A 26,284-nucleotide genomic window follows, 5' to 3' on the forward strand; every position below is an offset into this window, starting at 1 on the left:
TCACATCCGGAAGACGCCATAGGCGACGGGTTCGAGGGGCGCCTGCGCGCAGGCCGAGAGTGCCAGGCCGACAACGGTTCTGGTGTCGGCCGGATCTATCACGCCGTCATCCCAGAGGCGGGCCGTGGAGTAGTAGGGATTGCCTTGCCGCTCGTACTGGTCGCGGATGGGGGCCTTGAAGGCCTCCTGATCCTCGTCCGACCAGGGCTTGCCATTGCCGTCCAACTGATCGCCACGCACGGTGGCGAGCACCGAGGCGGCCTGCTCGCCGCCCATGACGGAGATACGGGCATTGGGCCACATCCACAGGAAGCGGGGCGAATACGCGCGGCCGCACATGGAGTAGTTGCCCGCGCCGTAGGAGCCGCCGATGACCACCGTCAGCTTGGGGACGCGGGCACAGGCCACGGCGGTGACCATCTTGGCGCCGTGCTTGGCGATGCCGCCGGCCTCGTAGTCGCGGCCGACCATGAAGCCGGTGATGTTCTGCAGGAACAGCAGCGGGATCACCCGCTTGTCGCAGAGTTCGATGAAATGCGCGCCCTTCATGGCGGATTCGCTGAAGAGCACGCCGTTGTTGGCGACGATGCCGACCGGGTGGCCGTGGATGCGGGCGAAGCCGGTGACCAGGGTGCGGCCGTATTCGGCTTTGAACTCCTGGAATTCGCCGCCGTCGACCAGGCGGGTGATGACCTCGCGGACGTCGTACGGGGTGCGGAGGTCTACGGGGACGATGTCGTACAGCTCGTCCTGCGGGGCGATGGGGTCGACCGTGGGGACGACGGCCCACGGGGTCGGGGTCTTCGGGCCCAGGGTGGCGATGATATTGCGGACGATGCGCAGGGCGTCCTGATCGCTCTCGGCCAGGTGGTCGGTGACTCCCGAAGTGCGGGAATGCAATTCGCCGCCACCGAGCTCCTCGGCGGTGACGATCTCGCCGGTGGCGGCCTTCACCAGCGGGGGTCCGCCCAGGAAGATGGTGCCCTGGTTGCGGACGATGACGTTCTCGTCGCTCATGGCGGGGACGTAGGCGCCGCCGGCGGTGCAGGAGCCCATGACCGCGGAGATCTGGGCGATGCCCTTGGCGCTCAGGTTCGCCTGGTTGTAGAAGATGCGGCCGAAGTGGTCGCGGTCGGGGAAGACCTCGTCCTGGTGCGGGAGGTGGGCGCCGCCGGAGTCGACCAGGTAGATGCAGGGCAGGTGGTTCTGCAGGGCTACTTCCTGGGCGCGGAGGTGCTTCTTCACCGTCATGGGGTAGTAGGTGCCGCCCTTGACGGTGGCGTCGTTCGCGACGATCACGCACTCGCGGCCGGAGACGCGGCCGATGCCGCCGATCACGCCCGCGCCGGGGCACTCGTCGCCGTACATTCCGTCGGCCGCTAGGGGGGACAGTTCCAGGAACGGGCTGCCAGGATCCAGCAACTGGTCCACACGCTGGCGCGGCAGCAGCTTGCCTCTCGCCACATGCCGTTCCCGCGACTTCTCCGGTCCGCCCAACGCACTCGTGGCGAGCTTTTCTCGCAGCTCATCGACCAGTTCGAGGTGCGCGGCCCTGTTCCCGGTGCGCACGTCCCCAGTGACCGTCATCCCGGCATCCTGTCCGCTCGGTTAATCACCAATAACTGGAAAATAAGATAATCTTCATTAACTGAGTTGTCCAGGGACCCAGGGTGCCAACTCTCGGGGCTCTCAGGGGCTTACGCCCCCGAACCCCCTCGGACACCCGTCGACGAGCGAAGGGAGCATGCGGTGAACAGCACTGAAACCGTTGCCCCTACCCGGCGTGAGCAGCTCAAGGCGCAGCGGCGGCAGCAGTTGCTGGATGCCGGGGCACGGCTGATCGCGGACCGCGGGTTCCTGGGGATGCGGCTCGATGATCTCGGAGCCGCAGTGGGCATCAGTGGCCCGGCCGTGTACCGGCACTTCCCCAATAAGGAAGCGCTACTCGTCGAGCTGCTCGTGGGGATCAGTCAGCGCTTGCTCGAGGGCGGGCGCGTAGTGGTCGAAGGGGCAGAGGGGCCGAGCGAGGCGCTCGATGGGCTGGTGGACTTCCATCTGGATTTCGCGTTCGGGAATCCCGAGCTGATTCGGATCCAGGATCGCGATCTGGAGAACCTGCCCGAGTCGGCGCGGCGGCAGGTGCGGCGGACGCAGCGGCAGTACGTCGAGCTATGGGTCAGTGTGTTGCGGGAGCTGCACGCCGATCTGCCCGAGCAGGTGGCGCGCACGCAGGCGCATGCCACCTTCGGGCTCATCAACTCCACCCCGCACAGCGCGCCGGCGACGACCGCCACCCGCGCGCGGCCCGTACTGCGCCGGATGGCTCTGGCCGCGCTGCTGTGAAACCTGCCTCGAGATAGGCGCGGACATTTGGCATGTCCACCGGGGACAGTCATTCATTTGGATGTAAGTTGCCTCGCGAATGCCAGGAATCCATACCGCAATTTCGGAAGGGGTCGGTTATTCACGTGGCGAAACATCGCAGGCAGACCAGGGCACGGCGAATGGCCGCGCGGGCGGCAATGGGCGTGATGCCGATATCCACGGTGCTGACCGGCGCCGTCGTGCTCACGGATTGCGCGGTCGCACAGGCTGCGCCGCAATCCATTACGCCCGCGGCCGCGGATTCCGACTACGACGCGCCGGTGCGCGGCCTGCCCGCCCGCACCAACCTCAACCCCATCCAGCTCGACCAGCTGCACGCGCCCCGGCGGACGCCCAAGGTCGCGGAAATCGTTCCGCCGCCGGGCATTCTGCGCGCGGGCGACCTCATGACCCCGGCGCCCGGATTCCTCGACCCCACCCAGATAGACCAGATCAACTCCCTGACCTCCGGCACCGAAGCCGACATCTCCCGCTACGCCCGCTCGATCGGCCTCGCCCCCAGCCGCTCGGACAGCATCGCCTCCGGAACCGTGGCGGGCGCGGTCGTGGGCGCGGCGCTCGGCGGTGGCGTCGGCGTCTACGCGGGCACCGTCGCCTCCCTCTTCATGGGCCTCGTGATCCTCTCGCCGTTCATCGCCCCGGCCGTACTTCCCATGACCGTGGTGCCATTGGCCGGCATCGGCGCAGCCGCCGGCGCGATCGTCGGCGCCGGCATCGGGAGTATTCGATAATCACGTCCCGAATCGCGTTATAGCGCAGGCCATAACTATGTGACCCCCACCCCAGTACAGGTGGGGACATTTGACACGTCCACAGGAACACCGATGTACTGCGGGGCGAATTGCCCTGCGGATGCTGCGAACCCATGCAACGGATATCGAAAGCCCCGGCAGGGCAATGGGCATGACGCAAGGAATTGCGCGCGCCCGGGTCGGGATATCGAAACAACCGTTGGGGGGATTCGCGTGGCGAAACACCGCAGGCAAACCGGAATACAGCGGGTGGCCGCTCGCACGGCAATGGGTATCGTGCCGATCACCGCGCTGGTCACGGGTACCGCAGTCGCACAAGCTGCGCCGCAGTTCATTACGCCGCAGCCGGGCGTCAATATGCAGAATCCCGGCGAGCAGGGTCCAGGCGCAGTTCAGCCGGGCGTGACCATACAGCCGCCCGCTCCGGCCGCGGTCCGCACTCCCCCGCCGGCCACGTATGTCGCGCCGCAGGACGATGCCGCCGGCGTCGCCCCGTCTTCCGACTACGACGCGCCGATCCGCGAGGTCCCGAACCGCGACTACATCGCGCCGCTTCAGCCGCAGACGCTGCACGCGCCGGATCCGACTCCGCCTCTCGCGGAAATCGTTCCCGCACCGCGCATTCTGCGCGCGGGCGATCTCACGATCGGTGCGCCGGATTTCCTGAATGCGGATCAGATCGACCAGGTGAACTCGACCTTCGCGCGCCCGGAAGCTGATATCTCGCAGTTCGCACGATCCGTCGGCGTAGCGCCCAGCCGCGCGGACAGCGTCGCCTCAGGAGCAATCGCGGGCGCGCTCGTGGGCGGGGCGATGGGAGCCGGACTCGGGGTAGCCGCGGGCACACTCGGATCGCTCATCGCGGGAATGGTTATCCTCACGCCCATCATCGGTGCGGTCGTGGTCCCGCTGTACGCCATTCCGCTTGCGGGCATCGGCGCAGCCGCCGGCGCCGCGATCGGCGCTGGGATCGGCGGCCTGCGGTAATGAGACGGGCCGCACGAAAGCGCGCCTCCTCCAATCCGACCAGCTTCGCGTTCAACATAATCAGCCTCGCGACGCTGACGCTCGCTGGCACCGTCGGACTAGCAGGAACCGCGCAGGCCGAGTCCGTATCGGACAGCAGGACACCATCCGCCGTGCCGACCGCGTCTCCCCCGACGATATCGATTGTGCGTGGATCACAAAGCGGTGTGGCATTTCTCGCGCGGACAACACCAGACGGCCAGGGCGTGGTCACGGCCCTCGATTCCGGCTCGTTCGCCATCAGAACAGATCTCGACGCCGTGACCATCACGAACGACCGCGGCCGAATAGTTGCCGCGGTGCCTCTCACGGTCAGCGTCGCGGATCATGTCTTCACCTTCGCCCCGACCGTCACCGATAATGCTTCGACACTTACCTTGCGCTCGATTTCCGCAGACAACGCCAGCTCGAAGGAGCGTTGGGACGCCAAAGTTCAGCGCGCTACGTTCGGCGCACTCGTGGGCGCCGGAATCGGCGCAGTACTCGGGATACCGGTCTTCTATCTCGTTCTACCGCCCCTGATCGGTGCAGCTATCGGAGCAAGCATCGGCTTCCTTGCAGTGGGCGGTCAGCCACTACTCGACGCGGGCATCGCCTACTTCACCGGTCAGCCCTGACACTCCCCTCCACCGCGAAGGAGCCGAGCGCCGTTGTGGCGCTCGGCTTTCGTATGTCGGGCGCATAGTGGGGCCAAGCCGCTGACTTCGATGGGCGGGTTCGCCAGCCCTGCGCTTATCTCAGGCCGTCTTGGCACTGGGATGTCGCCTTCGGCGATGGGGAGCCGGGTGCGGGTGTGGCGCTCGGCTTTTGGGGTCAGTGGGGCTGGGCGGCGGTGATTTGGGCTTGGATGTTGGCCAGGCGGGTGGCGAATTCGGGGGAGGCGAGGGATTCGAGTTGGGGGGGTACTTCGGCGTCTACGGCTTCGGCGTGGGCTGCGAGGGAGCGGGTGGCTCGCATGGTGCGTTTGGTGGAGATGAGGAGGTCCCGGGGGGTTTCGGCGGTGGTGGAGGCGTATTCGATTGCGGCCGCGAGGAGGGTGGGGTGGTCGCCTTCGATTACTCGGTGGACGAGGCCGGCGGAGTGGGCGGCTCGGGCGTCGAGGACCTCGTTGAAGAGGGTCATGGCGGCGGCTTGCTGGGGGCCTACGGCGCGCTGGAGCATCCAGGTCATGCCGCCGCCGGGGTGGATGCCGAGGCGGAGGAAGCGGGCGTCGAAGCGGGCCTTGGGGTTTGCCAGGCGGATGTCGGCGGCCAGGGCGAGGTTGAGGCCGGCGCCTACGGCTTGGCCGCCTACCGCGGCGATGGTGGGGAGGGGGCAGCGGGCCACGGCGAGGAAGCCTTCGTAGATGGCGCGCAGGCCTTGCTCTTTGGCCTCGCCCAGCGCGGTGAGGCTGGCGCCCGCGCAGAAGGCGGGGGGCGTGCCGGTGACCACGACGGCGTGGACGGCGGTGTCGTGCTGCGCTTCCGCGATGGCGTCGGCCAGATCGGCGGAGAGGTCCAGGGTGAGGGCATTGCGCTTGTCGGGGTCATGGACGGTGACGACCGCGACCTTGCCGGTGCGTTCCAGTTTGATTTCGGCCACGCGCAGATCGTAGGCGCGTCAGCAGGATTGACGGGCGGCGGTCAGGAATTCGGCCACGGCCGGATCGGCTTCGGCGGCGTCGGCCAGTGCGACGGTGAGGGTTTCGTCGTAGGTGGGGCGGGCCTGCCGGTAGCGGGTGCGGCCGGCGTCGGTGAGGACGGTGTAGGCGCCGCGTTTGTCCTCGGGGCACAGGTCGCGATAGGTGAGGTCGGCGGAGTTCAGCCGGGCCACCAGGCGGGTGACGGAGCTCTGGTTGAGGCCCAGTTTGGCGGCGAGTTCCTGCATGCGGAGTTCGTTGTCGGGGGCGTCGTCTAGGAAGACGAGCGCGCGGTACTCGGACAGGCCCAGGCCGTGTCGACGTTGCAGCGCGGTGGCAAGGCGGGTTTCCACGTGGGCGTGCAGCGTGAGCATGCGGCTCCACAGGGCGGCGTCGGTTCGAATCGGGGTTGACACAAAGCTATTTGTACATGCATGCTTTTGCCGCGCGCAAGAAACTTGCACATACATGCAACTACCTAGGAGCTCTCGATGGCTTGGGTCTATCTGCTCATTGCCTCCGTTTTCGAGGTCGTCTTCGCCCTCGCCACCGACGCGACGCACGGCTTCACCGAGCTGTGGCCGTCACTGCTGACCGCGGCCGCCGCCTCCGGCGGCATCTTCTTCCTGAGTCTGGCGCTGAAGTCGCTGGATGTCGGGGTGGGCTACACGGTGTGGACCGGGATCGGGTCGGTGGGCACGGTGGTGTTCGCCTCGATCGTCTTCCACGAGACCATCACGCCCGCGAAAGCCGTTGCCTTCGTACTGATCATCGGCGGCGTCCTCGGGCTCAAGCTCGCCGACAAGCTTTCCGCCACCGCTTGACGTTCTTCGAGGAGTTTCATCATGGCCTGGGGATATCTGCTGATAGCCGCCGTTTTCGAGGTCGCCTTCGCGCTCGGCACCAATGCCACCAAGGGTTTCACCCGCCTGTGGCCGTCGGTGTTCACGCTGATCGCCGCGGCGGCCGGGATTTTCACGCTGAGCCTCGCGCTCCGGACCCTGGATGTCGGCGTGGGGTACACCGTGTGGACCGGAATCGGCTCGATCGGCACCGTGGTGCTGGGCGCGCTGATCTACAAGGAGAAGATCACGCTGCCCAAGCTGCTCTCCTTCGCCGCCATCATCACGGGCGCGATCACGCTGCGCCTGGCCGCCGGCTGACGATCACGGATCTTGTTCACGCACCGCGGAGTTCGCGCTCCGCGGTGCGCAGCACCAGCCGGAACCCCTCCCGCACCACGGGCAGGAACAGGCGGGTGCACAGCGCGGGCAGGATCGGCGAGGCGATCTCGAAGGTCGTGGACCAGTGCACGCGGGTGCCCGCCGAGCACTCGCTGAAGGCCATATGACCTTCCTGATGCCGCAGCGGCGGAACGGATTTCAGCAAGCTGTAGCGCATCAGCACGGGCGGGTCGTACTCGACGACCTCTTCGGTCAGCCGGATGAGCGGGGTGACGATGAGCCGGACCGCGCCGACCCCGTGGCCATTGGTATCGCCCGGCCGGACCGGGGTGACCCGGCGGACGAACGGCGCCCGTTGATAATTGGTGGCATCGGTGAGCCAGTCGAACACATCGACGAGTGGTGCCTGGATGGTGCGTTCAAGCTCCACCGTGCGCATGCCGGCTCCGTTTCGATCGTTGCTGCTGTCGCAGCCTACGAGATCGAACACCCCCGATCGAGCCGATCACTCGAATCGCAAGATTGCATTCCGATCACTTCACCTTGTGACCGGAATCAGATGAGCGCCTTGCGCTTTCGCATGCGCCGGCGAACATCTCGCATCATGAACTGCGTGGGCGCGAAACGCAGGAACTTCGGAATGAATCGGTTCACGAAGCCCACGAACAGGAACAGGTGCTCGAAGCGGCGCTGATCGGTCGCGGTCCACTCCACGCCCATCTGTTTGCGGAAGTGTGGCGCCAGGAATCCGGCGGTGAGGAACTTCAGCAGTCCACCGAAGAACACCCGCAGATACCAGTGGATCATGCGCAGGTTCAGCAGATCGTCGATGTAGGCGCGGATCTTGTCGTCCAGCACCGCCTCTTCGACCGCGGCATTCCAGTACTCGTCGAAGTCCGCGCGAGTCGCGGGCCACAGTTCCACGGGGACCTGGAGCGTGGTGCCGAGACTCGCCGAGGTCTGGTAGAAGTGCTCGGCCTGTTCGGGACTCATGCGGCCGTTGAGCAGCTGATAGGAGTCCTCGAATCCGATGTACAGGCAGGCCGCCACCCACAGTTGCAGCTTGCGGTCGAAGGCGTTGTACTTCACCGCCGCGCCCGGATCCGACTTCACCTGCCGGTGCGCCACATTCACCGCTTCGCGGAAGGCGAGCTTCTCCCCGGGACTGCCGAGGATGGCGACCGCGAGGTAGGACGCGGTGGTGCGCAACCGTTTCCACGGATGCTCCATGAGCGCGCCGGACTCCACCTTGCTGTCGGCCACGCCGTAGCCGACGCCCGGGTTGGACATCTGCATGGCGACGTTCGCGGCCGAGCCCGCGAACTGCCAGAAGTCGAGTGCGTCCTGCAGGTGCGGGGGTCGTTTGGTCTCCGAGCGGTGCACGGCCGGGATCTCGATGCGATTCGTATCGATCGTCAGCATGAAGGAATCGTACGTAACTTAGATCCGAAATAACACAGCCGAAACCCCATCGCTCTTCGAGAATCGTGAGTAACATACGGCGCGTGCTCAAACGGCTTGATCGAATACTCAGTTACGAGATGAAGGTGTCGGAGTTCCTCGGCACGCTGATTCTGCTCGGGATCCCCTACGGGATCGTGGGCGTCATCTGGACGCTCACCCACACCTCGCACCTGAAGAACCTGCACGGCATCGACGTCGTCGTGTCGTTCCTCGGAGCCATCGTGTGCTGGCCGGTGCTCACCTTCTCGAATGTGTGCATGACGTAATGATGGCGCTGGTCTGGCTCATCGACGTGCTGGTCATCGGCGTGAAGATCCTCGGTGGGCGCATGGAAGTCAATCCGGTACTCCGGTTCGCGCTGTGGCTGGCCGTGGTGAGCGTGCTGCTCGCCGGCCTCGCGGTGCTCGGCGTGCTACTGGTGCTCCTGCAGCACTGGCTCGTAACCCTTTCCTAGCTGCGGTCATCGGATACCGGAGGGGACGCATGACCACCACTGAACAGACTCTCGAAGAGTCCGAATTAACCAAGATCCGCGACAGCGCCACCGGCCTGTGGCGGCGGCATCCGCAACGCTCGCTGGAAACCCTCGGCCGCCAGGTCGATCTGGGCCGCGACGCTCTCAAACAGCTCGTGATCTCGCTGGTGCGCAGGCGATTTCCGTATCAGGAGTTCATCAAGCAGTGCGCCTTCATGACCAGCGTCTCGGCCGCGCCGACCGTGCTGGTGGCCATCCCCATCGCGGTGGTGGTGTCCATCCAGGTGGGCGCGCTCGTGAATCAGGTCGGCGCAACGACATTCATCGGCGCGGTGGCCGGACTGGGCATCATCCGGCAGGGCGCGCCGCTGGTCACCTCGCTCATGATCGCGGGCGCGGTCGGCTCGGCCATCTGCGCGGATCTGGGCTCCCGCACCATCCGCGAGGAGATCGACGCCATGATGGTCATGGGCGTGGACCCGGTGCGGCGGCTGGTCGCGCCACGGCTGGCGGCGGCGGTGCTGGTGAGCATGCTGCTCTGCGGGTTCATCGTGTTCGTCGGGTTCGCGACGGCCTACATGTTCAACGTGTACGCGCAGTCCGGGACGCCGGGCTCGTTCATCGGGTCCTTCTCCTCGTTCGCGGTAGCGAATGATCTGCTGATCGCGCTATTGAAGGCGGCCATATTCGGGCTGCTCACCGCGGTCATCTCCTGCGATATCGGGCTGCACGCGCACGGCGGGCCCGGCGGGGTGGCCAATGCGGTGAACTCGGCGGTGGTGTCCTCCGCGCTCATGCTGTTCGCCACCAACATCATTCTCACGCAGCTGTACAACACGCTGCTGCCGGCCAAGGTGGTGTGAGGTGGGCAGCACGTATGTACCGCCCGCGCTGAAACCGGTGCGGCTGGTCACCACCGCGGCCTCGGTGCCGATACAGGCGAATCAGCGGCTCGGGCATCAGGCCGTCACCTTCTTCCAGGCGATCTTCGCCATGCCCTTCGTGCTCAAGCACTATCGCAAGGAGGTCGTGCGGCTCACCGCGGATGTGGGCTGGGGCAACGGTTCCCTGGTGGTGGGCGGCGGCATCGTGGGCGTGGTGCTCATCCTGTGCGCGTTCGCCGGGATCACGGTGGGTATGGAGTCGTACACGGCGCTGAACCTGCTCACGATGGGTCCGCTCACCGGGGCCATCTCGGGCTTCGCCACCACCCGTGAGCTCGCGCCCATCATCGCGACACTGGCCTTCGCCATCCAGGCGGGCTGCCGGTTCACCGCGCAACTGGGTTCCATGCGCATCTCCGAGGAGATCGACGCGCTGGAATCCATTGCCATCCGGCCGCTTCCGTACCTGATGAGCACCCGCATGATCGCCTCGACGCTGACCATCATCCCGCTCTACAGCGTGGGGCTGGCGGCGGCGTATCTCGCCACCAAGCTGGTGGTGCTGTTCCTGGGCGGCACCACGGCGGGCACCTACGACCACTACTTCTTCCAGTTCCTGCTGGGCCCGGACGTGTTCTGGTCGCTGCTCAAGGTGATCGTGTTCGTGCTGCTGTCGGCGTTCATCCAGTGCTACTACGGATTCGTCGCGACGGGCGGGCCGGAAGGCGTCGGGGTGGCGGCCGGGCGCGCCATCAAGATGGTCATCGTCGTCACGGTCTTCGCCGATCTGTTTCTGACCCTTGCCATCTGGGGCATCGACCCCGGATTCCGGATCTCGGGATAGGGGTTCGCATGCTTCTCGATCCCAGCGGGCGCGGACCCACGGCACGGCAGCTCGGCCTGGCCGGGCTGGCGGTGATGGCCACCATCGCCCTGCTGATCTATCTGCTCTCCCTGCGGTATACGGGGCGATTCGAGGACAAGGTGCCGGTCGTCGCCGTGCTCACCAGCACCGGTGACGGGCTGCCGGCGCATGCCGATGTGAAGTTCCGCGGCATGGTGGTGGGGCGGGTGGACGGCGTGGATATCGCCGCCAAGGGCGCGCAGCAGCGGGCCCGGCTCGCGCTGAAACCGCTTGTTGCGGGGACTATTCCGGCCAATGTCACCGCGCGGGTGATTCCCAACAATATCTTCGGCGTCACCGCCATCGAACTGGTCGACAATTCGCCGACCCGCTCCGCCTCCCCGCGCTTGCAGACGCTGAAGGCCGGGGCGACGATTCCCGAGGACACCAGCGAGGGCACGGTCCAGTTGCAGACCACACTGAACGTACTGCGCAACGTGCTCGACAACATTCAGCCCGAGAAGCTCGGAAGGGTGCTGGGCACGCTCTCGGCGGCACTGGATCCCTCGGCGCGCCTGCCCGGCTCCACGGTGGAGCGGCTCGACACCTGGATCACCGCCGTGCACGACATCCCCGGAATCGGTGATCTGCTCGGGAATCTCGGCCGGGCCGCCACGGCGCTGAGCCAGTCCGCTCCGGATCTGGTGGGGATGCTGTCGAAGTCGGTGACCACGGCGCGCACACTCACCGAGCAGCGCTCGAATCTCGTTGCGCTGCTGACCAATGGCGGCACCGCCGTCGATTCGATCAATTCGCTCTTCGCCCGCAATCCCGATTCGGGCAAGTTCCTGGTCTCGGGCCTGAACGGGCTGTTCGGCAGCCTCGCACAAGATCCTGACGCGATTCCCTATGCCATCTCGAATCTGAATACCGCGCTGCAGCGACTGCAGACCACCTTCACCTTCGGCCCCCACAAGCAAATGGTCTGGAAAATGGACGTTTCCTTCACCCCGTTCCAGCAGTACACCGCGGCCGACTGCCCGCACTACGGCGAGCTGGCGGGCCCGCGTTGCGGCGGCTCGACGGTGCCCGAGGCCGCGCCGGTGCAGGACACTCCGCCCGGATTGCGCGATCTCGACGCCGTACGGGCGCTGCTCGGCCGGGCCCCGAATGTGGCCGATCTGCTCATGCTGCCGCCGGCGCTGGCCGGGGGCGCGCTGGTGCCGTCGGAGCCGGGAGGCGGGCGATGAGGCCTTCCATGAAATCCGGGCGGGCACTGGCCGGTTTCGGGCTGTTCGCGATCGTGGCGGTGGTGCTGAGCTACACCATGTGGTCCACCCTGCAGCGCTCGGTGCCGGGCCGGACCGACCACTATTCGGCGGTGTTCTCCGATGTGCTCGGGCTGCGGATCGGGGACGACATCCGGATGGCGGGCGTGCGGGTCGGGCGGGTCGACAAGATCGACTTCACCGGCGAGTACCAGGCGCGGGTGGATTTCCGGATCGAGGACGATCAGCATCTGACCACCTCCACCAAAGCACTGGTGCGATACCAGAATCTGATCGGGCAGCGGTATATCGCGCTCATCCCGGGCAAGGATGCCGGGCAGCCGGTGGGGGCGGGTGCGCAGATTCCGCTCGAACGGACCGAACCGTCCTTCGACGTGTCATCCCTGCTGTCCGGCTTCGAGCCGCTGTTCAGTGTCTTGCAGCCGGATCAAGTGAATTCGCTGTCGGAGACGCTGATTCAGGCCTTGCAGGGGAACGGGGTCTCGCTCAGCGCACTGGTGACCCAGGCCGCGCAGCTCGCGGACACGTTCGGGCAGCGGGATCAGATTCTCGGGCAGGTGGTGAGCAATCTCAGCAGCGTCATCTCGGGGCTGGCCAATCGCAGCGGGCAGCTGGAGACGCTGATCACCCAGGCCCGGTCGCTGACCGATGCGCTGTATTCGCAAGGGACCGCGCTGAAATCGTCGGTGGAACGCGTGGCCACCGCCACCGATTCGCTGGTGAATATCGTCAGCCAGGTCAAACCCGGCATCGCCAAGGCGCAGACCGATGCCACCGACGGGGTCACGCTACTGCTGGCCAGCGGGGATTCGCTCGACAAGGCGGCCGTGGAGCTGCCCGACATTCTCAATGCCGTCGCACGATTCAGTAGCTACGGCACCTACGGCAATGCCTATATCTGCAGCCTGGATGTCTCGCTGTACGGCGTGCTGTTCCCGCCCGGACTGTTCGACCAGATCGGCGGGCAATCCCATTCGGAGGTGTGCCGATGATCCGGAATCGGTTTCTGCGCCTCGGCGTGCTGGCGGCCGCATTCGTCGTGCTGTTGCTCGCCGGGTCGACGCTCATCCAGCGGGCGCAGCTGGGCGACAAGACCATTCACGCCGAGTTCGAGCAGGCGGCCGGACTGCGGTCCGGGGCGACCGTGGACGTGTCCGGTATCGAGGTCGGGCAGGTCAGCGCGGTGAAGCTGGACAACGGCAAGGTGCTCGTCGATATGCGGGTGCACCGGAATATCGACCTCGGCGACGATGCCCGGGCGGCCATCAAGATGACGACCATTCTGGGCCGGCTGCATGTGGATCTGACACCCGGCAAGGGAAAAGCGCTGCCGGGCAATCGGATCAAGCTCGATCACACGTCGGTGCCCTACAACCTCGGCAAGGTCATTCAGGACCCGCAGTACAAGGCATCGTTCGAGCGCATCGAACGACTGGATCCGGAAAAGCTGCGGCAGGCCCTGGATCTGGTGGATCAGCAGATGGGCGATTCCCCGCAGCTCGCGGTGCAGGCGCTGGACAGCGTCGGGGCGCTGGCCAAGGTGATCAATGACCGCCGCGACGAAGTGGACAAGCTGCTCAAAGGCATGGACACGGTGTCGCAGCTGGCCTCCGACAATCAGAACAGCGTGCTCATGCTGCTCACCCGCGGCCAGGCCATCGGCGATGCGGTGCAGCAGCGGCAGACGCTGCTGCAGCAACTGCTCGACAATGTGGCCTCGCTGTCGAAACTGTTGCAGCAGATGGGGCTGGAGAACAATAACCGGCTCGCGCCGCTCATCACCGATCTGAACACCATGTCGGACGGCCTCACCAAGAACAAGGCCAATCTCGACAAGCTGTATCAGACCATGCCGGTGGCCCTGCGGCAGTTCAACAATGTGCTCGGCGACGGGCCCTACGGCAATGTCTACGCGCCGTGGATCTTCCCGGACAACTGGCTGTGCGCGGCGCAGGCCATTCAGGGGTGCAAGTGATGAGACTTCGACATCGGCTCAAATTGGCGGCGCTCACCGGCGCCCTGCTGCTGACCTCCGGATGCGGGCTGCTGCCCGATTCCATCACCTCGCTGCCGCAGCAGTATCTGGGCGACCGGATGAAGGTCAGCGCGGATTTCGAGAATGTGGCGGGGCTGTACGCGGGCAATGATGTCGCGGTGCTGGGGGTCCCGATCGGGACCGTCGAATCCGTGCAGCCCGAGGGCAGTTATGTGCGGGTCACCATGTCGCTGGACAAGAGCGTGAAGATTCCGGCGGATGCCATGGCGGCGCTGGTCAATCCGCAGTTGATCACCAACCGGCACGTGGAGCTCTCCCCCGCCTATACCGGGAGTGGGCCCACGTTGAGCGATGGTGCGTACATTCCCATCACGCGGACGCGGGTGCCGGTCGAACTGGATCGGATTCTGGCCGATTTCTCGCAGCTGGGTGCTGCGTTGAAGGGCGACGATCAGACCGGGCCCATGGCGAGCCGGGTGCTGTTCCCGCTGCTCAATGGCAATGGAGACAAGCTGCGCGAGACCTTGGACGCGCTGTCCTCGGCCTTCGAGGTGAGCTTCGCCAACAAGGACCAGATCGCGAACACTATCGTCAAACTCAATGACGTCACGCAGGTCATCGCGAGCAATGACCAGACGGTGCGCGACTTCAGCGGCCGGCTCACCGAATTGGTGAGTCTGCTCGGGCAGCAGGCGCCCGGATTGCAGGCGGTCCTGGGTCAGCTCGACGATTTCGTCACCGATACCGCCTCGCTGGTGGGGCAGAACGGCGATCAGCTCGGCGGGGCGTTGAGCCGCTTCGTCGCCATCAGCAATCAGATGCGGGCCAATGCACGCGGACTCACCGAGATCGTGGATGTAGGGCCGCTCATGTTCCAGAACCTGAACAATGCCACCAGTCGCGACCGGCAGGCGCTGCGACTGCACGGGCTGCTCGACAAGAGCGTGCTCGACAGTGAGGCGCTGTCCACCTTCTGCGAGCGCATCCAGATGCGCTCGGACGGCTGCCGCACCGGGAAGATCGAGGACTTCGGCCCCGATTTCGGGCTCGCCGCCGCAATGCTCGGGATGGTGAATCTGAAATGAGAATTCGCGCAACCGTTTTCGCGTCATTGGTCACCGTCGCCGCGCTCGGCGGGGCCACCGGCTGTGCCGTGACCGTCGACAACATACCCATGCCCAAGCCCGGATTGGGCGGGCCCGGGTACACCGTGCACGCGGCGTTCACCGATGCGCTCAATCTGCCGGATCATGCGCACGTCAAGATCGGCGGGACCGATATCGGAGTGGTCACCAAGATCAAGACCACCAACTACATCGCTGATGTGCAGATGCTCATCCGGAAGGATATTCAGCTGCCTGAAGGCACGACTGTGCAACTGCGGCAAGCGACTCCGCTGGGCGACATGTTCGTGGCCATGACACTGCCGTCCGCGCGGGAGGCCGGTGAACCGTTGAAGGACGGGGACTCCATAGGGACCGACAAGACCTCGGCGGGGGCCTCGGTCGAGCAGCTCATGATGTCGATCTCCTTGTTGCTCAACGGTGGTGGGATCGAGCAGGCCGCGAAGATCACCAGCCAGATGAACTCCATGTTCGCGGGGCGGGCGCCGGAACTGTCGCATCTGCTCACCCAGCTGACCAGCGTCATCACCGCTTTGAACCAGCGCACCACCGATATCGACCAGGTGCTGGGCGGGATGGACGCGCTGTCCGGGGATCTGGCGCAGCGCAAGGCCGAACTCGGGACCGCCGCCGATACTTTCCCGCAGTTGCTCGGGCTGTTCAGCGAGAACAATCAGCAGATCGTGGATCTGCTGAACAAGGTCGCGGTCACCACCGATGCGCTCGGCGACTTCAGCAAGACCACGGGCGGGGATTTCGTGGGGCTGTTCAACAGCATTCAGGCGCTCATGTCCAGCTTCGCCAAGAGTGATCAGCTCGCGCCCGCGCTGGACGGGCTGCACGGGATCTATCCCTCGCTCATGGCGAGCATCCGGGGGCCGGCGCTGGCCGTGGCCGCGACCGTGTCCTACCTGGATGTGGGAGCGCTGACCGATCCGAGCGGCAGCCGATGGCCGAACGCCGGAGACGTCCCGGCCTTCATCGGCAGTCTGCAGCAGGTGCTGGAGAAGGTCATCGGGCGGCTGAACAGTCCCCCGCAGCAACCGCAGGGAGGCGGTCGATGAATTCGCCGCTGTGGCAATGGGTGGTGCGGCATCACATCGGGATCGCCAATCTGGGCTTGATCGTGGTGCTGGTGATCGGGGCCGGATACATCGGCGGATATGTGCTGCGGTTCAACCCGATTCCGCACACCTACCGGGTGACGGTGCAGTTGCAGTCCTCCGGCGGGCTGTCGGCGGGCAATGACGTCACCTTCCGGGGCAGTCGGGTCGGGAAGGTCGCCGACGTGCACGTGTCCGGGGACGGTGTGGCGGCGGTGGCGCAGATCGACGATTCGGCACGGATACCCGTCGGCGGGTCGGTGGCCGTCGGGCGGCTCTCGGCGGCGGGCGAGCAGTACCTCGACTTCCGGCCCGACTCCGACACCGGGCCGTACCTGCACGACGGATCGGTGGTGGCGCGGGCGAATACCGCTGTGCCCGTGCAGATCCAGTCGGTGTTCAGCAATATGAGCGATTTCATCGGCGGGATGAATCCGGACCGGTTGAACGTGATCATCGACGAGCTGGACAAGGCGCTGGCCGGTGGGCCGGATCGGTTGCGCAATATGATCGCCGGGATCAGCCGGGCCATGTCCGGACTCTCGGATCTGCTGCCGCAGACGCAGCAGCTGCTCGAGAATCTCGAGGTCATCGCCGACACCACCCAGCACGCCCAGCCCGATCTGGGCACGCTCACCTCGGCGGGCGGGGTGCTGTTCGATCAGTTCTCGGCGGCCGATCAGGAATTGCGGAAGCTGTTGCAACAGGGGCCCGGTCAGCTCGGCACGCTCGGCGACTTCGTCACCAGGAATCGGGATCCGGTGACCTCGCTGGTGACCAATTTCGTCGCCATCACCAAGGCTGCGCAGCTGCGTGCCCCGGCCATCGCGGCGCTGTTCCCCGCGCTGCGGGCAGGTTCCGAGGCGCTCGGCATCCCCGCGCACGACGGGGCCTACAACACCCTCGTGGATCCGTGGCCGCGGCCCACCTGCGAATACGACACCATTCCGGTTGTCCCGACGCAGATTACGGCCGATACCCGGGTGCGCCTCTACAACTACTGCGTCACGGGCAATCCGGCGCTGCAGATCCGCGGTTCCGCCGACGCGCCGCGGCCGGACGTCCCCGACAACGGTGCGACCATGCCGCCCGGCGCCACCGGAAACGAACTCTCCCAGCCGAATTCGGGCCGATAGGAGCCACGATCATGAGTGACAACGACACCGGGACAACCGATCTCGCGGACGAGCAGCCGAAAATCGCGGTCGTGAAACAGCTTCGGCCGCGTCGCTTACCCAGGGTGAGTCGGAGGCGGATAGCGGCAGGGGCGGGCGCGGCGCTGGTGCTGGCCGGAGCCATCGGCACCAGCGTGCATTTCTACACCCAGAGCCGCGACGAGCGGGCGCTGCTGAACGCGCGAGATTCGGCGCAGGAGGCGGCGTGTCAGTACGCGCCCAAACTGGCCACCTATGACGCGGCGCATCTCGACGACTACTTCAAATCGGTACTCGACGGCGCCACCGGGGATTGGCATACCCAGTTCGACTCCACCAGCAAGGACCTGCGCGACGTGCTGGTGCAGGGACAGGTGGTGTCCAAGGCGACGGATGTGCAGTGCGCGATTCGCAGCGGGGATCAGGATTCGGCGGAGGCGGTGGTGGTGATCGGGCAGACCATCACCAGTCTGGGGACACAGGGCAAGCCCGCGCCCGGGCAGCTGGCCATGGTGATGCGGTTGCAGCGGTCCGGGGATCGGTGGCTGGTGAACAAGGTCGATTCGACATTGGGGAAGCAGCAGCCTTGACGGGACAGGAAGATTCCGCAAACGACCAGGTCGCTACCATTGCTGACATGAGTGTCGAGGAGCGGGTGATCCGGCGCCGGCCGAAGAACCGGCGTGCCCAGATCGCCGCCACCTCGGCGGCGGCCTTCGGTTCGCTCGGGTACCACGGCGTCAGCATGGAGGACATCGCGACGCGGGTCGGGATCAGCTCCGCGGCGCTGTATCGGCACTATCCGAGCAAGTACGCGCTCTTCCGCGAGGAGCTGCTACGACTGGGCGCCATCACCGCCGACGCCGCCACCCTGCCACCCGAAGCGCTGGACCTGCCGCCGGCGCAGCGCCTTTCACAGATCATCGACCGGCTCATCGGCGAGACCATTGCCAATCGGTCCACGGTGGCGCTGGCACGCTGGGAGGGGCGCTACCTCGACGCCACCGACAAACAGGGCCTGGACGAGCAATTCGCGTACGCCATCACCACGCTGCGGCGGCTGATCGGGGAGGTACGGCCGGAACTCGACGGGCACGACCGGGCCGTACGGGCCGTCACGCTGCTCAGCGTGATCTCCAGTATCGGCGACCATCACGCGGCACTGCCCGCCAAAACCCTGACCGCCCTGCTGCATTCGGCCTGCGCGGCGGTCATCGCGACCGAGTTGCCGCCCGCCGGCACCGATCCCGGGCCGCCGCGCGCGGTGGAGATCCCGCTCTCCTTCAAACACGAACTGCTGCTGAAGAAGGCCGTGGAACTGTTCCACGAGCGCGGCTATCCCAATGTGAGCGTGGAAGACATCGCGGCGGCGGCGGATCTGTCCGCGGCCTCGGCGGTGTACCGCTACTACCGCAGCAAGGGCGATCTGCTGGCCGCGGCCTTCCGGCGGGCGGCCGATCGGGTGTCGGGGGCGATCGGGCCGGCGGTGGCCTCCTCGCCCACGCCCGCCGAGGCGCTGACCAAGCTGGTGGATCTCTATGTGGCCGGGTCGTTTGCCGAACGGGAACTGACTTTCGTTTATTACGCCGAATTCGGTCATGTCTCGGCCGAGGAACGCACCATGCTGCGCAATGTGCAACGGCTCATCGTGGCCGAATGGGTGCGACTGCTGGTGGCGGTGCGACCGGAACTCTCGGAGGGCGAGGCCCGCATTCTGGTGCAGGCCGCCTTCGGACTGGTGGTCGATCTGGGCCGGGTATTCGACGATTCCGACGCCGAATCCCCGAGCCGGCAGATCTGCCCACAGCAACGGGTCATCCGCCTGATGGAAACCGTGCTCTTCGGTTATCCGCCCGCCGCCGCAATGGGTGAAACAGGGGTGAAGGGCGCGTAATCGCGGACGCACCCGGCATCCCACTCCCACACCGAGATCGGATCGACGGCGACGCCGCTCTGCAGAATGAGACGCCAGCCGACGTCCTCGCGCTGCCAGATGTCGCCGTCCCGGTCCCAATAGAGCCCGGCGTGGTTCGGTTCCAACGTATCGGTCCTGCTCATGGCATTCCTCTCCGCACTTCCCGGACTATCACGGCAATTCGGTCCGCCTCTGAGCAATATATTTGCCAATCATTCGCTATTGCAGCAAGCAGAGAGCGCGAGTCGAATTTCGTGAATAATCGAGCCGCACTCGAACGACTCGAAAGGCAGTTCCACGCATGAGAATTGGGATGAGTCTCGCCGCCGTCCTGGTGGGGGCGATTTTCGCGAGCACGGCCACCGCGACCGCGGATCCCGGGCCGGCGACCACGCCCGCGGCGGCCGCCCTGCCGGCCGGGACCACCATCGAACCACCGATCGACTGCGGACCGACAGCGGCGCACCCGAATCCGGTGATCGTGCTGCCCGGCGGGGACGGAAACACCACGGACACCGATGCGCAATGGGCGACCATGCTCGGGGCGCTGCGCGGGGCGGGCAATTGCACGCTGCTGTTCCAGGGCGGGATCGTGAACGGGAAACGGTGGGCCGGAGACATTCCCGCCGAGGCGCATCAGCTGGCCGAATTCGTCGCGAAGGTGCGGCAGGCCACCGGTGCCGAACAGGTCGATATCGTCGCGCATTCGGCGGGGACGGTCGTCACCAACGACTACCTGAAGGTGCTCGGCGGGGCACCGGCAGTGCACCACGCCGTGTTCATCACACCCGAATCGCGCGGGTGCGACGGCGCGGGGCTGCTCGCTCCGTTCGGGATCAAGAATCCGCCGATCACACCGGTGCAGTTGCTGACCGCGCTGCCGTTCCTGGCGTCGGTGCTGGGATCGCTGTCGCCCGATATGGCGGTGGCCACCGAGATGGCGCCGACTTCCGATGTGTACCAGGCCATCTTCGACGGGAATGTCACGCAGCCCGGGGTGCGATATTCGGTAATCGCCACGCGCAACGATCAACTCGCGACGCCGGCCGTCACCTGCTCTCTGATCGACGAGCCCGGGGTTACCAATGCGGTCTACGAGGATCTGTTCCCGGGGGCCGATCCGGTGGATCACTCGCTGATCCGGTCCAGCACGCAGACCGCCGGGTGGGTGCTGGATCAGCTGCAGAGCTGAGGCTCCGGCGTCACAGACCGACCCATACCCCACCCGCCGACCGGCTCGGTGCTGGATACTCGACAGTGCCTGGACGCCGCGGCGCACCGGTCCGGCAGGGAAAGGTGGACGGCACACCGCGGCGTGTATTCGGGTGCGAAATGGGGCCACCGGGGCGGAATGCACCGGTGGCCCTGCGCCTTTGCGGTCAGCGCGTGCCGGTCACGTAACACATCAGGCGGGTCAGGTCGACGACCTCGGCGGGCAGATCGGCCATCGGACGGCCGTAGGCGACGGCCAGGTCGTACGGCGTGGTGCTGCGGACCGACCAATCGTGTTCGGACAGCCAGGCTCCCGGCTCGGCCCGCGGGTCGTCGTACCAGAGCGCGCCGACGTCCAGGTCACCGAAAGGGTTGGCGCCGAACGCCTTTTCCGCCATATTGACGAAATGGTCGGGATTCAGGCCGCGGGCGAAATCGTCCGTCGCGACGCTGCTGCCCGGTGCGGACAAGGCGTTTATGCGCTCGAACAGAGCGTCGTGCGCGGTGCCCGGCAGGAACGGCAGCAGGCCCTCGGCGGACCAGGCCGTCGGGCGGGCGGGATCGAAACCGGCCGCGATGAGCGCGGCGGGCCAATCATCGCGCAGATCGACCGCCAGCACGCGCCGATCGGCCCTGGGTACCGCGTGGTTGTCGGTGAGCACCTGGTCCTTGAACGCCAGCACCTGGGGCTGATCGATCTCGAACACCACCATGCCCGGCGGCCAATCCAGCCGGTAGGCGCGGGCGTCCAGGCCGGAGGCCAGGATCACCGCCTGCCGCACGCCCCGCTGCCAGGCCGCCTCGAAGAATTCGTCGAAGAATTTCGTGCGGACGCCCATGAAACGGCCGAAGCGGCGGGCGCCGCCCATGGCGGCCTGATCGGCCAGCATGCTCACGAAATGCGGCTCCCCCGCGGCCTTCACGAACAAGGTCGCGTAGTCGTCGCGAATCATCGGCACGCTCTCGGCCGACTCCAATGCCCGGAAGGTAGCAACCCCCAGGGCGGTCAGCCCCACACTCGTCACGATGTCCCAGCTGTCCCCGTCAGTTCGCATGTCCCACCTCACGGTTCGCCGACTATCACAGCAGAATTCGGTGCGGCCCCATCCACCGCACCACTCTCGATCTTCCCCCGCTGGTAACTACCCGGCAACCAGGCTCAGCTGGAGGGCGGGAATTGGCCGCTGGCCTGCACCTTGCCGCCGGACAGGGTGAAGGTCACCAGGCTGGGACCGCCGGACGGGCAGCACAGGGCATCCTGCGGCTGCGCCCAGCGGTAACTCACCGACACCGTGTTCGTGGTCTTGCCGACGATCTCGGTGTAGCCGTACGGCTTGGCGGTCGCCGTGCCCAGATAGGTGCCGTTGGTGAAGAAGAGGACATGCGTATACGGGTGGATATTGCCCGATTCCACCGTCATCCACGACAGCACGCCGTCGCAGCCGTCGGAGATGTGGTCATTGCTCGCCGACGGGTTGGTCCAGGCTCCGACGGGCGGGGCCGCCAGGCTCTTGATGGCGGTATTCGACAGGGCGGAATTGAGATCGAAGCAGAGTCCGTGCCCGCTGCCGTACGGCGCCGCCGAGGTCACCGGCGCCACCGTGGGCGGCTGCGGGGTTACCGCGGGCGGCTGCGGCGCAACCGGATTCGTTGTCGTCACCGGCGCCACCACCGTCGGGTCGGAGTCGCCCGGGGACGACGGCTCGGCTTGCCCGGGCGGTGCGGGCTGCGTTGCCCGTGTGGCCTGGGGCGGCTGCGCTCCCTGCGACACGCTGCCGGGCGACGACGTGGGCGTTGCCGCCTGGTTCGAAGCGGTCCCGCACGCGGTGACGGTGACCAGCAGGCCCGCGGTGAGCGCAGCGAACAGCACAGAGTCGGCTTTCATGGAATCCCCTCGATTCGACTTCCGTTCCGAACGGAAGGACACAATGATCATCGAGGCGGGCGAATACGGTGTTACCCGGGGACGCCGGGATAGATGCCCCAAAAGCCATGGGCACCAACAAGATATGGGAGGGTCGATTCATGTCTCTATATCGGAACGGCGAACTTCCGGCCGTGCGGATCGTGCATCTGAACGGGCCGGTCCTCGAGGCGCTCGCACGGGGGGATCTGGCGGCGGCCAATGCTGTCAGTCCGATTCCGCTGCCGGATCATTTCGCCGGGGCGGAATGGCAGCCGTTGTGGGAGCGGCGGGATCGGCAGGTGCGGGAGGATCCGGGGAGCGCCGCTTGGGTCACCGGGGCCATCTGGGATGAGCAGCGGGATCTCGTGGTGGGGCGGGCCGGGTATCATGGGCCGCCCGACGCGGCGGGGATGGTGGAAATCGGGTACGCGGTCGAGCCGGAGCATCGGCGAAAAGGTTATGCGCGTGCGGCATTGGAATCGCTCCTCCGACGCGCCGCCCGCGAACCGGAGGTGCGGACGGTGCGCGTCACTATCAGCCCCGACAATCTCGCCTCGTACGGACTGGTGTCGCAGTACGGGTTCGTCGAAGTCGGCGAGCAGATGGACGAGGAGGACGGGTTGGAAATCATCTATGAGGTTGCGGCGGTGGATCTTTAGCGGGCGCTGAGCTCGCGGACCGCGTCGGCGAGAGCATGGAAGTCCTTGGCCAGCAGCTTGGAATGGTTGCTGGGGACCTTCGCGCTGACCTTCAGGTTCGGGTTGGCGGCCAGCACCGGGTCGAGAGACGCGCGGACGGCTTCCATTTCCTCCGCGGCCGCACCGAGATTGGCGCCGGTGGCGAGGACGTAGCGAACCTGGCAGGTGAGGCGCTCCAGCAGCGGGGCGAGGGCGGCGCAGAGCTCGTTGAGTTCGATATTGATCTCGGCGTGCTGGTCGGCGCTCATGCGGGCGGCCAGGCCGAGGGGGCGCAGCAGCGGCATGAAGTAGCGCATGCCGTGGAAGAGCTTGCGGATCCGCTCTTTTCCGGCCTCGTCGGTCAGGCCGTAGGGCTGGGCGCCGTCGGCGGAGACCACACCGAGGACACGCTCGGGGTTGCGGTCCGCGTAGTGCACGGCGACCAGGGCGCCGTAGGACCAGCCGACCAGGATCGCGCGCTCCACACCGCGGGCGGCGAGGACGGCGTCCACGTCGCGGAGGCAGGCCTCGAAGGAGTAGTCGGCGGAGCGGCCGGACTTGCCGCGGGCGCGCTCGTCGAAGGTGATGTGGCGGTAGCCGGGGCCGAGGTCGGCGATCATGCGCTTCCAGGAGGACTGGTCGGCGTAGGAGCCGTTCAGGTAGAGGACGGGGGTGCCGGCGCCGCCGGTGTCGGTGACGGCGAGGGTGGTGTCCTCGACGGTGACCTGGCCGGTCCAGGCGGTGGTGGTGAGCTGCGTGTTCATTGTTTTTCCTTTGCCGTTGGCGTTGCTGACAGGAAGAACTTTCGCGAACCGGGCTGATATCGGGCTGACGCCGGCCTGATGCGTGCGCTGACGCGATATCCGGGCCGCGGGCGGCGATGAATTTCGGTGGCGGCGGGCGTCTCTTCTGGTGAGCGTCATAGGACGTCGTATGGCGCTGCCCGGCATCGGAAACCTGGAGGACACCATGACGACCATTCCCAACGACTCGGACGTGCTGCCCGGCCGCCCGCCGATCGTCGACCTCGCCACCTGGCAGGCGGCTCGGGACGAGTTGCTGGTCCGGGAGAAGGCGCATACGCGCGCGGGTGATGCGCTCGCCGCCGAGCGGCGGCGGTTGCCGATGGTGGAGTTCGACGGGAAGACCGAGGTCGTCGGACCCGAGGGGGCCGTGCCGTTCCTGGATCTGTTCCAGGGGCGCGACGAGCTCTTGGTCTACAAGCACATGTGGTGGGACGGGGCGCCGCATCAGGGGCAGTGCGAGGGGTGTACCAACGCGGCCTGGCATCTGAAGGACCTCGGGGCCTACCTCGATGCGCGCGGCATCTCGCTCGCCATCGTCACCGTGGGCGAGTGGGATGAAGTGGCCGCCTTCACCGAATTCATGGGGTACACGCTGCCCTGGTACTCGGTGCGCGGAGTGGGCGAACCGGTCGGCGGGAGCATGGGTTACATGACCTCCTACCTGCGCGACGGGGACCGCGTGTTCCTCACCTACTCGACGACGGGGCGCGGCAACGAGGTGTTCAGCGGCACCTTCGCGCTGCTCGATATGACGCCGTACGGGCGGCGCGAGGCGTGGCAGGACAGCCCCGAAGGCTGGCCCGAGGGTAATCACGCGTGCTGGTACTGGCGCACGGATGCGGAGGGCAATGCGGTGTGGGGTGAGACGAGTCGTCCTGTGCCGCAATGGACTCGGCCGGGCGCGGGGCCCGTGCAGACCCTCGGCCGGCAGGGAGAGCACTGAGAATCCCAGGTATAACGCCTATTCGGAAGTATCGGTGGTGCGGACCAATGCGTCGTACAGCCAGTGGTGAGTCGGCCCCACGGTGACACGTGGCCCGAGAAGCTGACCAGTGAGAGCCCAGTATCGATGAATACGGTGGTCCGTATCGGTTGCGTCCGTCAGCAATTGCGTGCGGAAACGAGGGGAATCGGATTCCCCTCGTGCACCGGCATGGGCGTTGACGAACCGATCGAGTTCGATGCCGGCACGTGGCGGCACCCCTGCCGATACCAGTGGCACCACATCGGTCAATAGTTCACCCACGTCGGCATACAGCCCGCGGCGGTCGCGGATCGATTCCGGCCGGTGCCGCCAATATTGTTGCCGTACAGCGCTGTTCAAGCCGGGAGTATCGACGAGAGCCGCCAACTCCGCATACGCGACCACCTCGTCGACGGACGGATCAGCAGGTGGCTCAGGGACATTCCAGTACAACCAGATATCGAGATCACTCCGGGGTACCGGCGCGAGAATCCGCTGCCAGAACCGGACCAGGCAATCGTGTGCCGCACCACCATCCTGTGCAGCGGCCAGTAACGCGAGCCGCTCCGCCCGCTGTGCCGGCCCGGCATTCTCGACGGCCCGCACCGAAGCCCGCCGCCACGCCAGCGCCCTGAATTCGACATCGAGCCGCGCACTTTCAGCAGCAACGACCTCCTCGATCGACCGCTCCCCACGCAGCACCGCGCTGATCGACCCCAACCCCAGCCCCAGCGCCCGCAACCGCCGCACCAGCACCAATCGCTCGGTGGCACTGGCGGAATCGAACATCCGATGCCCACCCGCACTCCGCCGCGATTCCAGAATCCCTTCATCGCAATAGAACCGGATCGTCCGCACGGAAAGCCCGCTACGCCGCGCCAACTCCCCGATACTCACCAGCCCCTCGCCTGTGTCACCCATCACAACCTCTTGAACCTCCACCCCACTGGAGCTTTTAGCGTACTGGCGCACATCCGATCACACCGAGGAGAACCCCGTGCCCACCACGCAAGCAGAAATCGTCGCCGGCATCGCCGAAATCATCGAGGAGGTCACCGGCATCAACGCCTCCGAAGTGACAATCGACAAATCCTTCACAGAAGACCTGGAAATCGACTCCCTCTCCCTAGTAGAAATCGTCGTACAACTCGAGGACAAGTACAAAGTAAAAGTCCCCGACCAGGACCTCCAAACCCTCATAACCGTCGGCGACGCAACCACCTACGTCCAGCAGATGGAGGCGAAAATCAAGGAAGCCCACCAATGATCGCCGACCACCACCTGAACCCCGCCGCAGTCGAACTGGACGCCTTCTACCCCGAACCCCCCACCACCGTATGGCACGCACTGACCGACCCGGACCTCTTGGAACGCTGGCTGCTCCGCCCGACAACCTCCATCGGCGCCACAGGGGCCTTGACCCCGGGTAGTGGACACGCTTGATCTTGGTCTCAGACCAGGGAAAGCGAGAAGATCTACCCGATGTCCAAGAACTACAACGAAGAG

At 66.2% G+C, this 26,284-nt stretch carries 33 protein-coding genes; 23 read left to right on the plus strand and 10 right to left on the minus strand.

Going from position 1 to position 26,284, the window contains the following annotated elements; translation table 11 throughout:
- Entirely contained in the window at positions 1 to 1,587 is a 1,587-nt protein-coding gene (locus ACH438_RS03315) for a carboxyl transferase domain-containing protein (protein WP_397000603.1), read from the minus strand.
- Positions 1,588 to 1,749: 162 nt separating this feature from the next.
- Here ACH438_RS03315 and ACH438_RS03320 point away from each other — a divergent pair, with 162 nt between their 5' ends.
- From ACH438_RS03320 to ACH438_RS03335, 4 genes are all read left to right on the plus strand, one after another.
- Positions 1,750 to 2,343 carry a TetR/AcrR family transcriptional regulator gene (locus tag ACH438_RS03320; protein WP_397000605.1) on the plus strand — a complete coding sequence of 198 codons (594 nt, stop codon included), beginning with the start codon at positions 1,750 to 1,752 and terminating at the stop codon, positions 2,341 to 2,343.
- A 161-nt stretch (positions 2,344 to 2,504) separates the two neighbouring features.
- Positions 2,505 to 3,116, plus strand: a complete 612-nt coding sequence (locus tag ACH438_RS03325; RefSeq protein WP_397000607.1) for a hypothetical protein — start codon at positions 2,505 to 2,507, stop codon at positions 3,114 to 3,116.
- Between the two features lie 270 nt (positions 3,117 to 3,386).
- Positions 3,387 to 4,124, plus strand: a complete 738-nt coding sequence (locus ACH438_RS03330; protein WP_397000609.1) for a hypothetical protein — start codon at positions 3,387 to 3,389, stop codon at positions 4,122 to 4,124.
- The gene (locus tag ACH438_RS03335; RefSeq protein WP_397000611.1) at positions 4,124 to 4,780 is read left to right on the plus strand and encodes a hypothetical protein; all 657 of its coding nucleotides are present in this window, start codon (positions 4,124 to 4,126) and stop codon (positions 4,778 to 4,780) included. The genes ACH438_RS03330 and ACH438_RS03335 overlap by 1 nt, the downstream gene beginning before the upstream one ends.
- A 196-nt stretch (positions 4,781 to 4,976) precedes the next feature.
- Here ACH438_RS03335 and ACH438_RS03340 read toward each other — a convergent pair whose 3' ends face one another.
- Both ACH438_RS03340 and ACH438_RS03345 read right to left on the minus strand, forming a co-directional pair.
- On the minus strand, positions 4,977 to 5,744 hold the full coding sequence (locus ACH438_RS03340; RefSeq protein WP_397000613.1) for an enoyl-CoA hydratase: 768 nt from the start codon (positions 5,742 to 5,744) through the stop codon (positions 4,977 to 4,979).
- A gap of 18 nt (positions 5,745 to 5,762) precedes the next feature.
- Positions 5,763 to 6,197, minus strand: coding sequence for a MarR family winged helix-turn-helix transcriptional regulator (locus tag ACH438_RS03345; RefSeq protein WP_397000615.1), 435 nt, complete (start codon positions 6,195 to 6,197; stop codon positions 5,763 to 5,765).
- Positions 6,198 to 6,272: 75 nt separating this feature from the next.
- On the opposite strand from ACH438_RS03345, the gene ACH438_RS03350 reads away from it, so the two are divergent.
- Positions 6,273 to 6,605, plus strand: coding sequence for a DMT family transporter (locus tag ACH438_RS03350; protein WP_397000617.1), 333 nt, complete (start codon positions 6,273 to 6,275; stop codon positions 6,603 to 6,605).
- A 21-nt stretch (positions 6,606 to 6,626) separates the two neighbouring features.
- Positions 6,627 to 6,944 (plus strand): DMT family transporter, encoded by a 318-nt coding sequence (locus ACH438_RS03355; protein WP_397000619.1) that lies wholly within the window; start codon positions 6,627 to 6,629, stop codon positions 6,942 to 6,944.
- Between the two features lie 16 nt (positions 6,945 to 6,960).
- Here ACH438_RS03355 and ACH438_RS03360 read toward each other — a convergent pair whose 3' ends face one another.
- Both ACH438_RS03360 and ACH438_RS03365 read right to left on the minus strand, forming a co-directional pair.
- Positions 6,961 to 7,404, minus strand: a complete 444-nt coding sequence (locus tag ACH438_RS03360) for an SRPBCC family protein (RefSeq protein WP_397000621.1) — start codon at positions 7,402 to 7,404, stop codon at positions 6,961 to 6,963.
- Positions 7,405 to 7,520: 116 nt separating this feature from the next.
- Entirely contained in the window at positions 7,521 to 8,387 is an 867-nt protein-coding gene (locus ACH438_RS03365; RefSeq protein ID WP_397000623.1) for an oxygenase MpaB family protein, read from the minus strand.
- 83 nt (positions 8,388 to 8,470) lie between these two features.
- Here ACH438_RS03365 and ACH438_RS03370 point away from each other — a divergent pair, with 83 nt between their 5' ends.
- The 12 genes from ACH438_RS03370 to ACH438_RS03425 are packed head-to-tail and all read left to right on the plus strand — an operon-like array spanning position 8,471 to position 19,192.
- A complete protein-coding gene (locus ACH438_RS03370) occupies positions 8,471 to 8,695 on the plus strand; it encodes a hypothetical protein (RefSeq protein ID WP_397000625.1) in 225 nt (74 codons plus the stop codon).
- Positions 8,683 to 8,883, plus strand: coding sequence for a hypothetical protein (locus tag ACH438_RS03375; RefSeq protein ID WP_397000627.1), 201 nt, complete (start codon positions 8,683 to 8,685; stop codon positions 8,881 to 8,883). Before ACH438_RS03370 ends, ACH438_RS03375 begins: the two co-directional genes overlap by 13 nt.
- A 29-nt stretch (positions 8,884 to 8,912) precedes the next feature.
- The gene (locus tag ACH438_RS03380) at positions 8,913 to 9,767 is read left to right on the plus strand and encodes an MlaE family ABC transporter permease (RefSeq protein ID WP_397000629.1); all 855 of its coding nucleotides are present in this window, start codon (positions 8,913 to 8,915) and stop codon (positions 9,765 to 9,767) included.
- A 1-nt stretch (position 9,768) separates the two neighbouring features.
- Positions 9,769 to 10,632 carry an ABC transporter permease gene (locus ACH438_RS03385; protein ID WP_397000631.1) on the plus strand — a complete coding sequence of 288 codons (864 nt, stop codon included), beginning with the start codon at positions 9,769 to 9,771 and terminating at the stop codon, positions 10,630 to 10,632.
- 8 nt (positions 10,633 to 10,640) lie between these two features.
- The gene (locus ACH438_RS03390; RefSeq protein WP_397000633.1) at positions 10,641 to 11,882 is read left to right on the plus strand and encodes an MCE family protein; all 1,242 of its coding nucleotides are present in this window, start codon (positions 10,641 to 10,643) and stop codon (positions 11,880 to 11,882) included.
- An 8-nt stretch (positions 11,883 to 11,890) separates the two neighbouring features.
- Entirely contained in the window at positions 11,891 to 12,913 is a 1,023-nt protein-coding gene (locus ACH438_RS03395) for an MCE family protein (RefSeq protein WP_397000635.1), read from the plus strand.
- Positions 12,910 to 13,896 (plus strand): MlaD family protein, encoded by a 987-nt coding sequence (locus ACH438_RS03400; RefSeq protein ID WP_397000637.1) that lies wholly within the window; start codon positions 12,910 to 12,912, stop codon positions 13,894 to 13,896. The genes ACH438_RS03395 and ACH438_RS03400 overlap by 4 nt, the downstream gene beginning before the upstream one ends.
- Positions 13,896 to 15,002 carry an MCE family protein gene (locus ACH438_RS03405; protein WP_397000639.1) on the plus strand — a complete coding sequence of 369 codons (1,107 nt, stop codon included), beginning with the start codon at positions 13,896 to 13,898 and terminating at the stop codon, positions 15,000 to 15,002. The genes ACH438_RS03400 and ACH438_RS03405 overlap by 1 nt, the downstream gene beginning before the upstream one ends.
- Positions 14,999 to 16,105, plus strand: a complete 1,107-nt coding sequence (locus ACH438_RS03410) for an MCE family protein (RefSeq protein WP_397000641.1) — start codon at positions 14,999 to 15,001, stop codon at positions 16,103 to 16,105. Before ACH438_RS03405 ends, ACH438_RS03410 begins: the two co-directional genes overlap by 4 nt.
- Entirely contained in the window at positions 16,102 to 17,280 is a 1,179-nt protein-coding gene (locus ACH438_RS03415) for an MCE family protein (protein ID WP_397000643.1), read from the plus strand. Before ACH438_RS03410 ends, ACH438_RS03415 begins: the two co-directional genes overlap by 4 nt.
- 11 nt (positions 17,281 to 17,291) lie before the next feature.
- Positions 17,292 to 17,888 (plus strand): hypothetical protein, encoded by a 597-nt coding sequence (locus ACH438_RS03420; RefSeq protein ID WP_397000645.1) that lies wholly within the window; start codon positions 17,292 to 17,294, stop codon positions 17,886 to 17,888.
- 47 nt (positions 17,889 to 17,935) lie between these two features.
- Complete coding sequence (locus tag ACH438_RS03425) at positions 17,936 to 19,192, plus strand: TetR/AcrR family transcriptional regulator (protein WP_397000647.1); 1,257 nt, start codon at positions 17,936 to 17,938, stop codon at positions 19,190 to 19,192.
- Here ACH438_RS03425 and ACH438_RS03430 read toward each other — a convergent pair.
- Complete coding sequence (locus ACH438_RS03430; protein ID WP_397000649.1) at positions 19,144 to 19,356, minus strand: hypothetical protein; 213 nt, start codon at positions 19,354 to 19,356, stop codon at positions 19,144 to 19,146. The two genes, ACH438_RS03425 and ACH438_RS03430, sit on opposite strands and share 49 nt — an antisense overlap.
- A gap of 170 nt (positions 19,357 to 19,526) precedes the next feature.
- Between ACH438_RS03430 and ACH438_RS03435 the strand changes: the two genes are divergently transcribed.
- Entirely contained in the window at positions 19,527 to 20,405 is an 879-nt protein-coding gene (locus ACH438_RS03435; RefSeq protein ID WP_397000651.1) for an esterase/lipase family protein, read from the plus strand.
- 187 nt (positions 20,406 to 20,592) lie between these two features.
- On the opposite strand, the gene ACH438_RS03440 is transcribed toward ACH438_RS03435, so the two are convergent.
- Positions 20,593 to 21,480: a class I SAM-dependent methyltransferase gene (locus ACH438_RS03440; protein ID WP_397000653.1), complete on the minus strand. Its 888-nt coding sequence runs from the start codon at positions 21,478 to 21,480 to the stop codon at positions 20,593 to 20,595.
- 104 nt (positions 21,481 to 21,584) lie between these two features.
- On the minus strand, positions 21,585 to 22,310 hold the full coding sequence (locus ACH438_RS03445; RefSeq protein WP_397000655.1) for an LppP/LprE family lipoprotein: 726 nt from the start codon (positions 22,308 to 22,310) through the stop codon (positions 21,585 to 21,587).
- 140 nt (positions 22,311 to 22,450) lie between these two features.
- On the opposite strand from ACH438_RS03445, the gene ACH438_RS03450 reads away from it, so the two are divergent.
- Positions 22,451 to 22,990 carry a GNAT family N-acetyltransferase gene (locus tag ACH438_RS03450; protein WP_397000657.1) on the plus strand — a complete coding sequence of 180 codons (540 nt, stop codon included), beginning with the start codon at positions 22,451 to 22,453 and terminating at the stop codon, positions 22,988 to 22,990.
- On the opposite strand, the gene ACH438_RS03455 is transcribed toward ACH438_RS03450, so the two are convergent.
- Positions 22,987 to 23,772: an alpha/beta fold hydrolase gene (locus ACH438_RS03455; protein ID WP_397000659.1), complete on the minus strand. Its 786-nt coding sequence runs from the start codon at positions 23,770 to 23,772 to the stop codon at positions 22,987 to 22,989. The two genes, ACH438_RS03450 and ACH438_RS03455, sit on opposite strands and share 4 nt — an antisense overlap.
- Before the next feature lie 169 nt (positions 23,773 to 23,941).
- On the opposite strand from ACH438_RS03455, the gene ACH438_RS03460 reads away from it, so the two are divergent.
- Positions 23,942 to 24,757: a DUF899 family protein gene (locus ACH438_RS03460; RefSeq protein ID WP_397000661.1), complete on the plus strand. Its 816-nt coding sequence runs from the start codon at positions 23,942 to 23,944 to the stop codon at positions 24,755 to 24,757.
- Positions 24,758 to 24,775: 18 nt separating this feature from the next.
- Here the strand turns inward: ACH438_RS03460 and ACH438_RS03465 are convergent, their stop codons facing one another.
- Complete coding sequence (locus tag ACH438_RS03465) at positions 24,776 to 25,699, minus strand: MerR family transcriptional regulator (protein WP_397000663.1); 924 nt, start codon at positions 25,697 to 25,699, stop codon at positions 24,776 to 24,778.
- Between the two features lie 76 nt (positions 25,700 to 25,775).
- Between ACH438_RS03465 and ACH438_RS03470 the strand changes: the two genes are divergently transcribed.
- Complete coding sequence (locus ACH438_RS03470; protein WP_397000665.1) at positions 25,776 to 26,045, plus strand: acyl carrier protein; 270 nt, start codon at positions 25,776 to 25,778, stop codon at positions 26,043 to 26,045.
- Positions 26,042 to 26,221 (plus strand): SRPBCC domain-containing protein, encoded by a 180-nt coding sequence (locus ACH438_RS03475; RefSeq protein WP_397000667.1) that lies wholly within the window; start codon positions 26,042 to 26,044, stop codon positions 26,219 to 26,221. Before ACH438_RS03470 ends, ACH438_RS03475 begins: the two co-directional genes overlap by 4 nt.
- Positions 26,222 to 26,284: the final 63 nt, after the last annotated feature.

Source organism: Nocardia sp. NPDC020380 (genome assembly GCF_044386975.1).
GTDB lineage: Bacteria > Actinomycetota > Actinomycetes > Mycobacteriales > Mycobacteriaceae > Nocardia.

What these genes read in the sequence shown, in the direction of transcription:
- ACH438_RS03420 (WP_397000645.1), top strand. Translation starts at nt 17,292, where the DNA reads ATGAGTGACAACGACACCGGGACAACCGATCTCGCGGACGAGCAGCCG.
- ACH438_RS03395 (WP_397000635.1), top strand. Translation starts at nt 11,891, where the DNA reads ATGAAATCCGGGCGGGCACTGGCCGGTTTCGGGCTGTTCGCGATCGTG.
- ACH438_RS03445 (WP_397000655.1), bottom strand. Translation starts at nt 22,310, where the DNA reads ATGAAAGCCGACTCTGTGCTGTTCGCTGCGCTCACCGCGGGCCTGCTG.
- ACH438_RS03315 (WP_397000603.1), bottom strand. Translation starts at nt 1,587, where the DNA reads ATGACGGTCACTGGGGACGTGCGCACCGGGAACAGGGCCGCGCACCTC.
- ACH438_RS03405 (WP_397000639.1), top strand. Translation starts at nt 13,896, where the DNA reads ATGAGACTTCGACATCGGCTCAAATTGGCGGCGCTCACCGGCGCCCTG.
- ACH438_RS03400 (WP_397000637.1), top strand. Translation starts at nt 12,910, where the DNA reads ATGATCCGGAATCGGTTTCTGCGCCTCGGCGTGCTGGCGGCCGCATTC.
- ACH438_RS03380 (WP_397000629.1), top strand. Translation starts at nt 8,913, where the DNA reads ATGACCACCACTGAACAGACTCTCGAAGAGTCCGAATTAACCAAGATC.
- ACH438_RS03460 (WP_397000661.1), top strand. Translation starts at nt 23,942, where the DNA reads ATGGCGCTGCCCGGCATCGGAAACCTGGAGGACACCATGACGACCATT.
- ACH438_RS03360 (WP_397000621.1), bottom strand. Translation starts at nt 7,404, where the DNA reads ATGCGCACGGTGGAGCTTGAACGCACCATCCAGGCACCACTCGTCGAT.
- ACH438_RS03365 (WP_397000623.1), bottom strand. Translation starts at nt 8,387, where the DNA reads ATGCTGACGATCGATACGAATCGCATCGAGATCCCGGCCGTGCACCGC.
- ACH438_RS03410 (WP_397000641.1), top strand. Translation starts at nt 14,999, where the DNA reads ATGAGAATTCGCGCAACCGTTTTCGCGTCATTGGTCACCGTCGCCGCG.
- ACH438_RS03475 (WP_397000667.1), top strand. Translation starts at nt 26,042, where the DNA reads ATGATCGCCGACCACCACCTGAACCCCGCCGCAGTCGAACTGGACGCC.
- ACH438_RS03440 (WP_397000653.1), bottom strand. Translation starts at nt 21,480, where the DNA reads ATGCGAACTGACGGGGACAGCTGGGACATCGTGACGAGTGTGGGGCTG.
- ACH438_RS03430 (WP_397000649.1), bottom strand. Translation starts at nt 19,356, where the DNA reads ATGAGCAGGACCGATACGTTGGAACCGAACCACGCCGGGCTCTATTGG.
- ACH438_RS03415 (WP_397000643.1), top strand. Translation starts at nt 16,102, where the DNA reads ATGAATTCGCCGCTGTGGCAATGGGTGGTGCGGCATCACATCGGGATC.
- ACH438_RS03450 (WP_397000657.1), top strand. Translation starts at nt 22,451, where the DNA reads ATGTCTCTATATCGGAACGGCGAACTTCCGGCCGTGCGGATCGTGCAT.
- ACH438_RS03435 (WP_397000651.1), top strand. Translation starts at nt 19,527, where the DNA reads ATGAGTCTCGCCGCCGTCCTGGTGGGGGCGATTTTCGCGAGCACGGCC.
- ACH438_RS03355 (WP_397000619.1), top strand. Translation starts at nt 6,627, where the DNA reads ATGGCCTGGGGATATCTGCTGATAGCCGCCGTTTTCGAGGTCGCCTTC.
- ACH438_RS03455 (WP_397000659.1), bottom strand. Translation starts at nt 23,772, where the DNA reads ATGAACACGCAGCTCACCACCACCGCCTGGACCGGCCAGGTCACCGTC.
- ACH438_RS03335 (WP_397000611.1), top strand. Translation starts at nt 4,124, where the DNA reads ATGAGACGGGCCGCACGAAAGCGCGCCTCCTCCAATCCGACCAGCTTC.
- ACH438_RS03425 (WP_397000647.1), top strand. Translation starts at nt 17,936, where the DNA reads ATGAGTGTCGAGGAGCGGGTGATCCGGCGCCGGCCGAAGAACCGGCGT.
- ACH438_RS03350 (WP_397000617.1), top strand. Translation starts at nt 6,273, where the DNA reads ATGGCTTGGGTCTATCTGCTCATTGCCTCCGTTTTCGAGGTCGTCTTC.
- ACH438_RS03325 (WP_397000607.1), top strand. Translation starts at nt 2,505, where the DNA reads ATGGCCGCGCGGGCGGCAATGGGCGTGATGCCGATATCCACGGTGCTG.
- ACH438_RS03390 (WP_397000633.1), top strand. Translation starts at nt 10,641, where the DNA reads ATGCTTCTCGATCCCAGCGGGCGCGGACCCACGGCACGGCAGCTCGGC.
- ACH438_RS03465 (WP_397000663.1), bottom strand. Translation starts at nt 25,699, where the DNA reads ATGGGTGACACAGGCGAGGGGCTGGTGAGTATCGGGGAGTTGGCGCGG.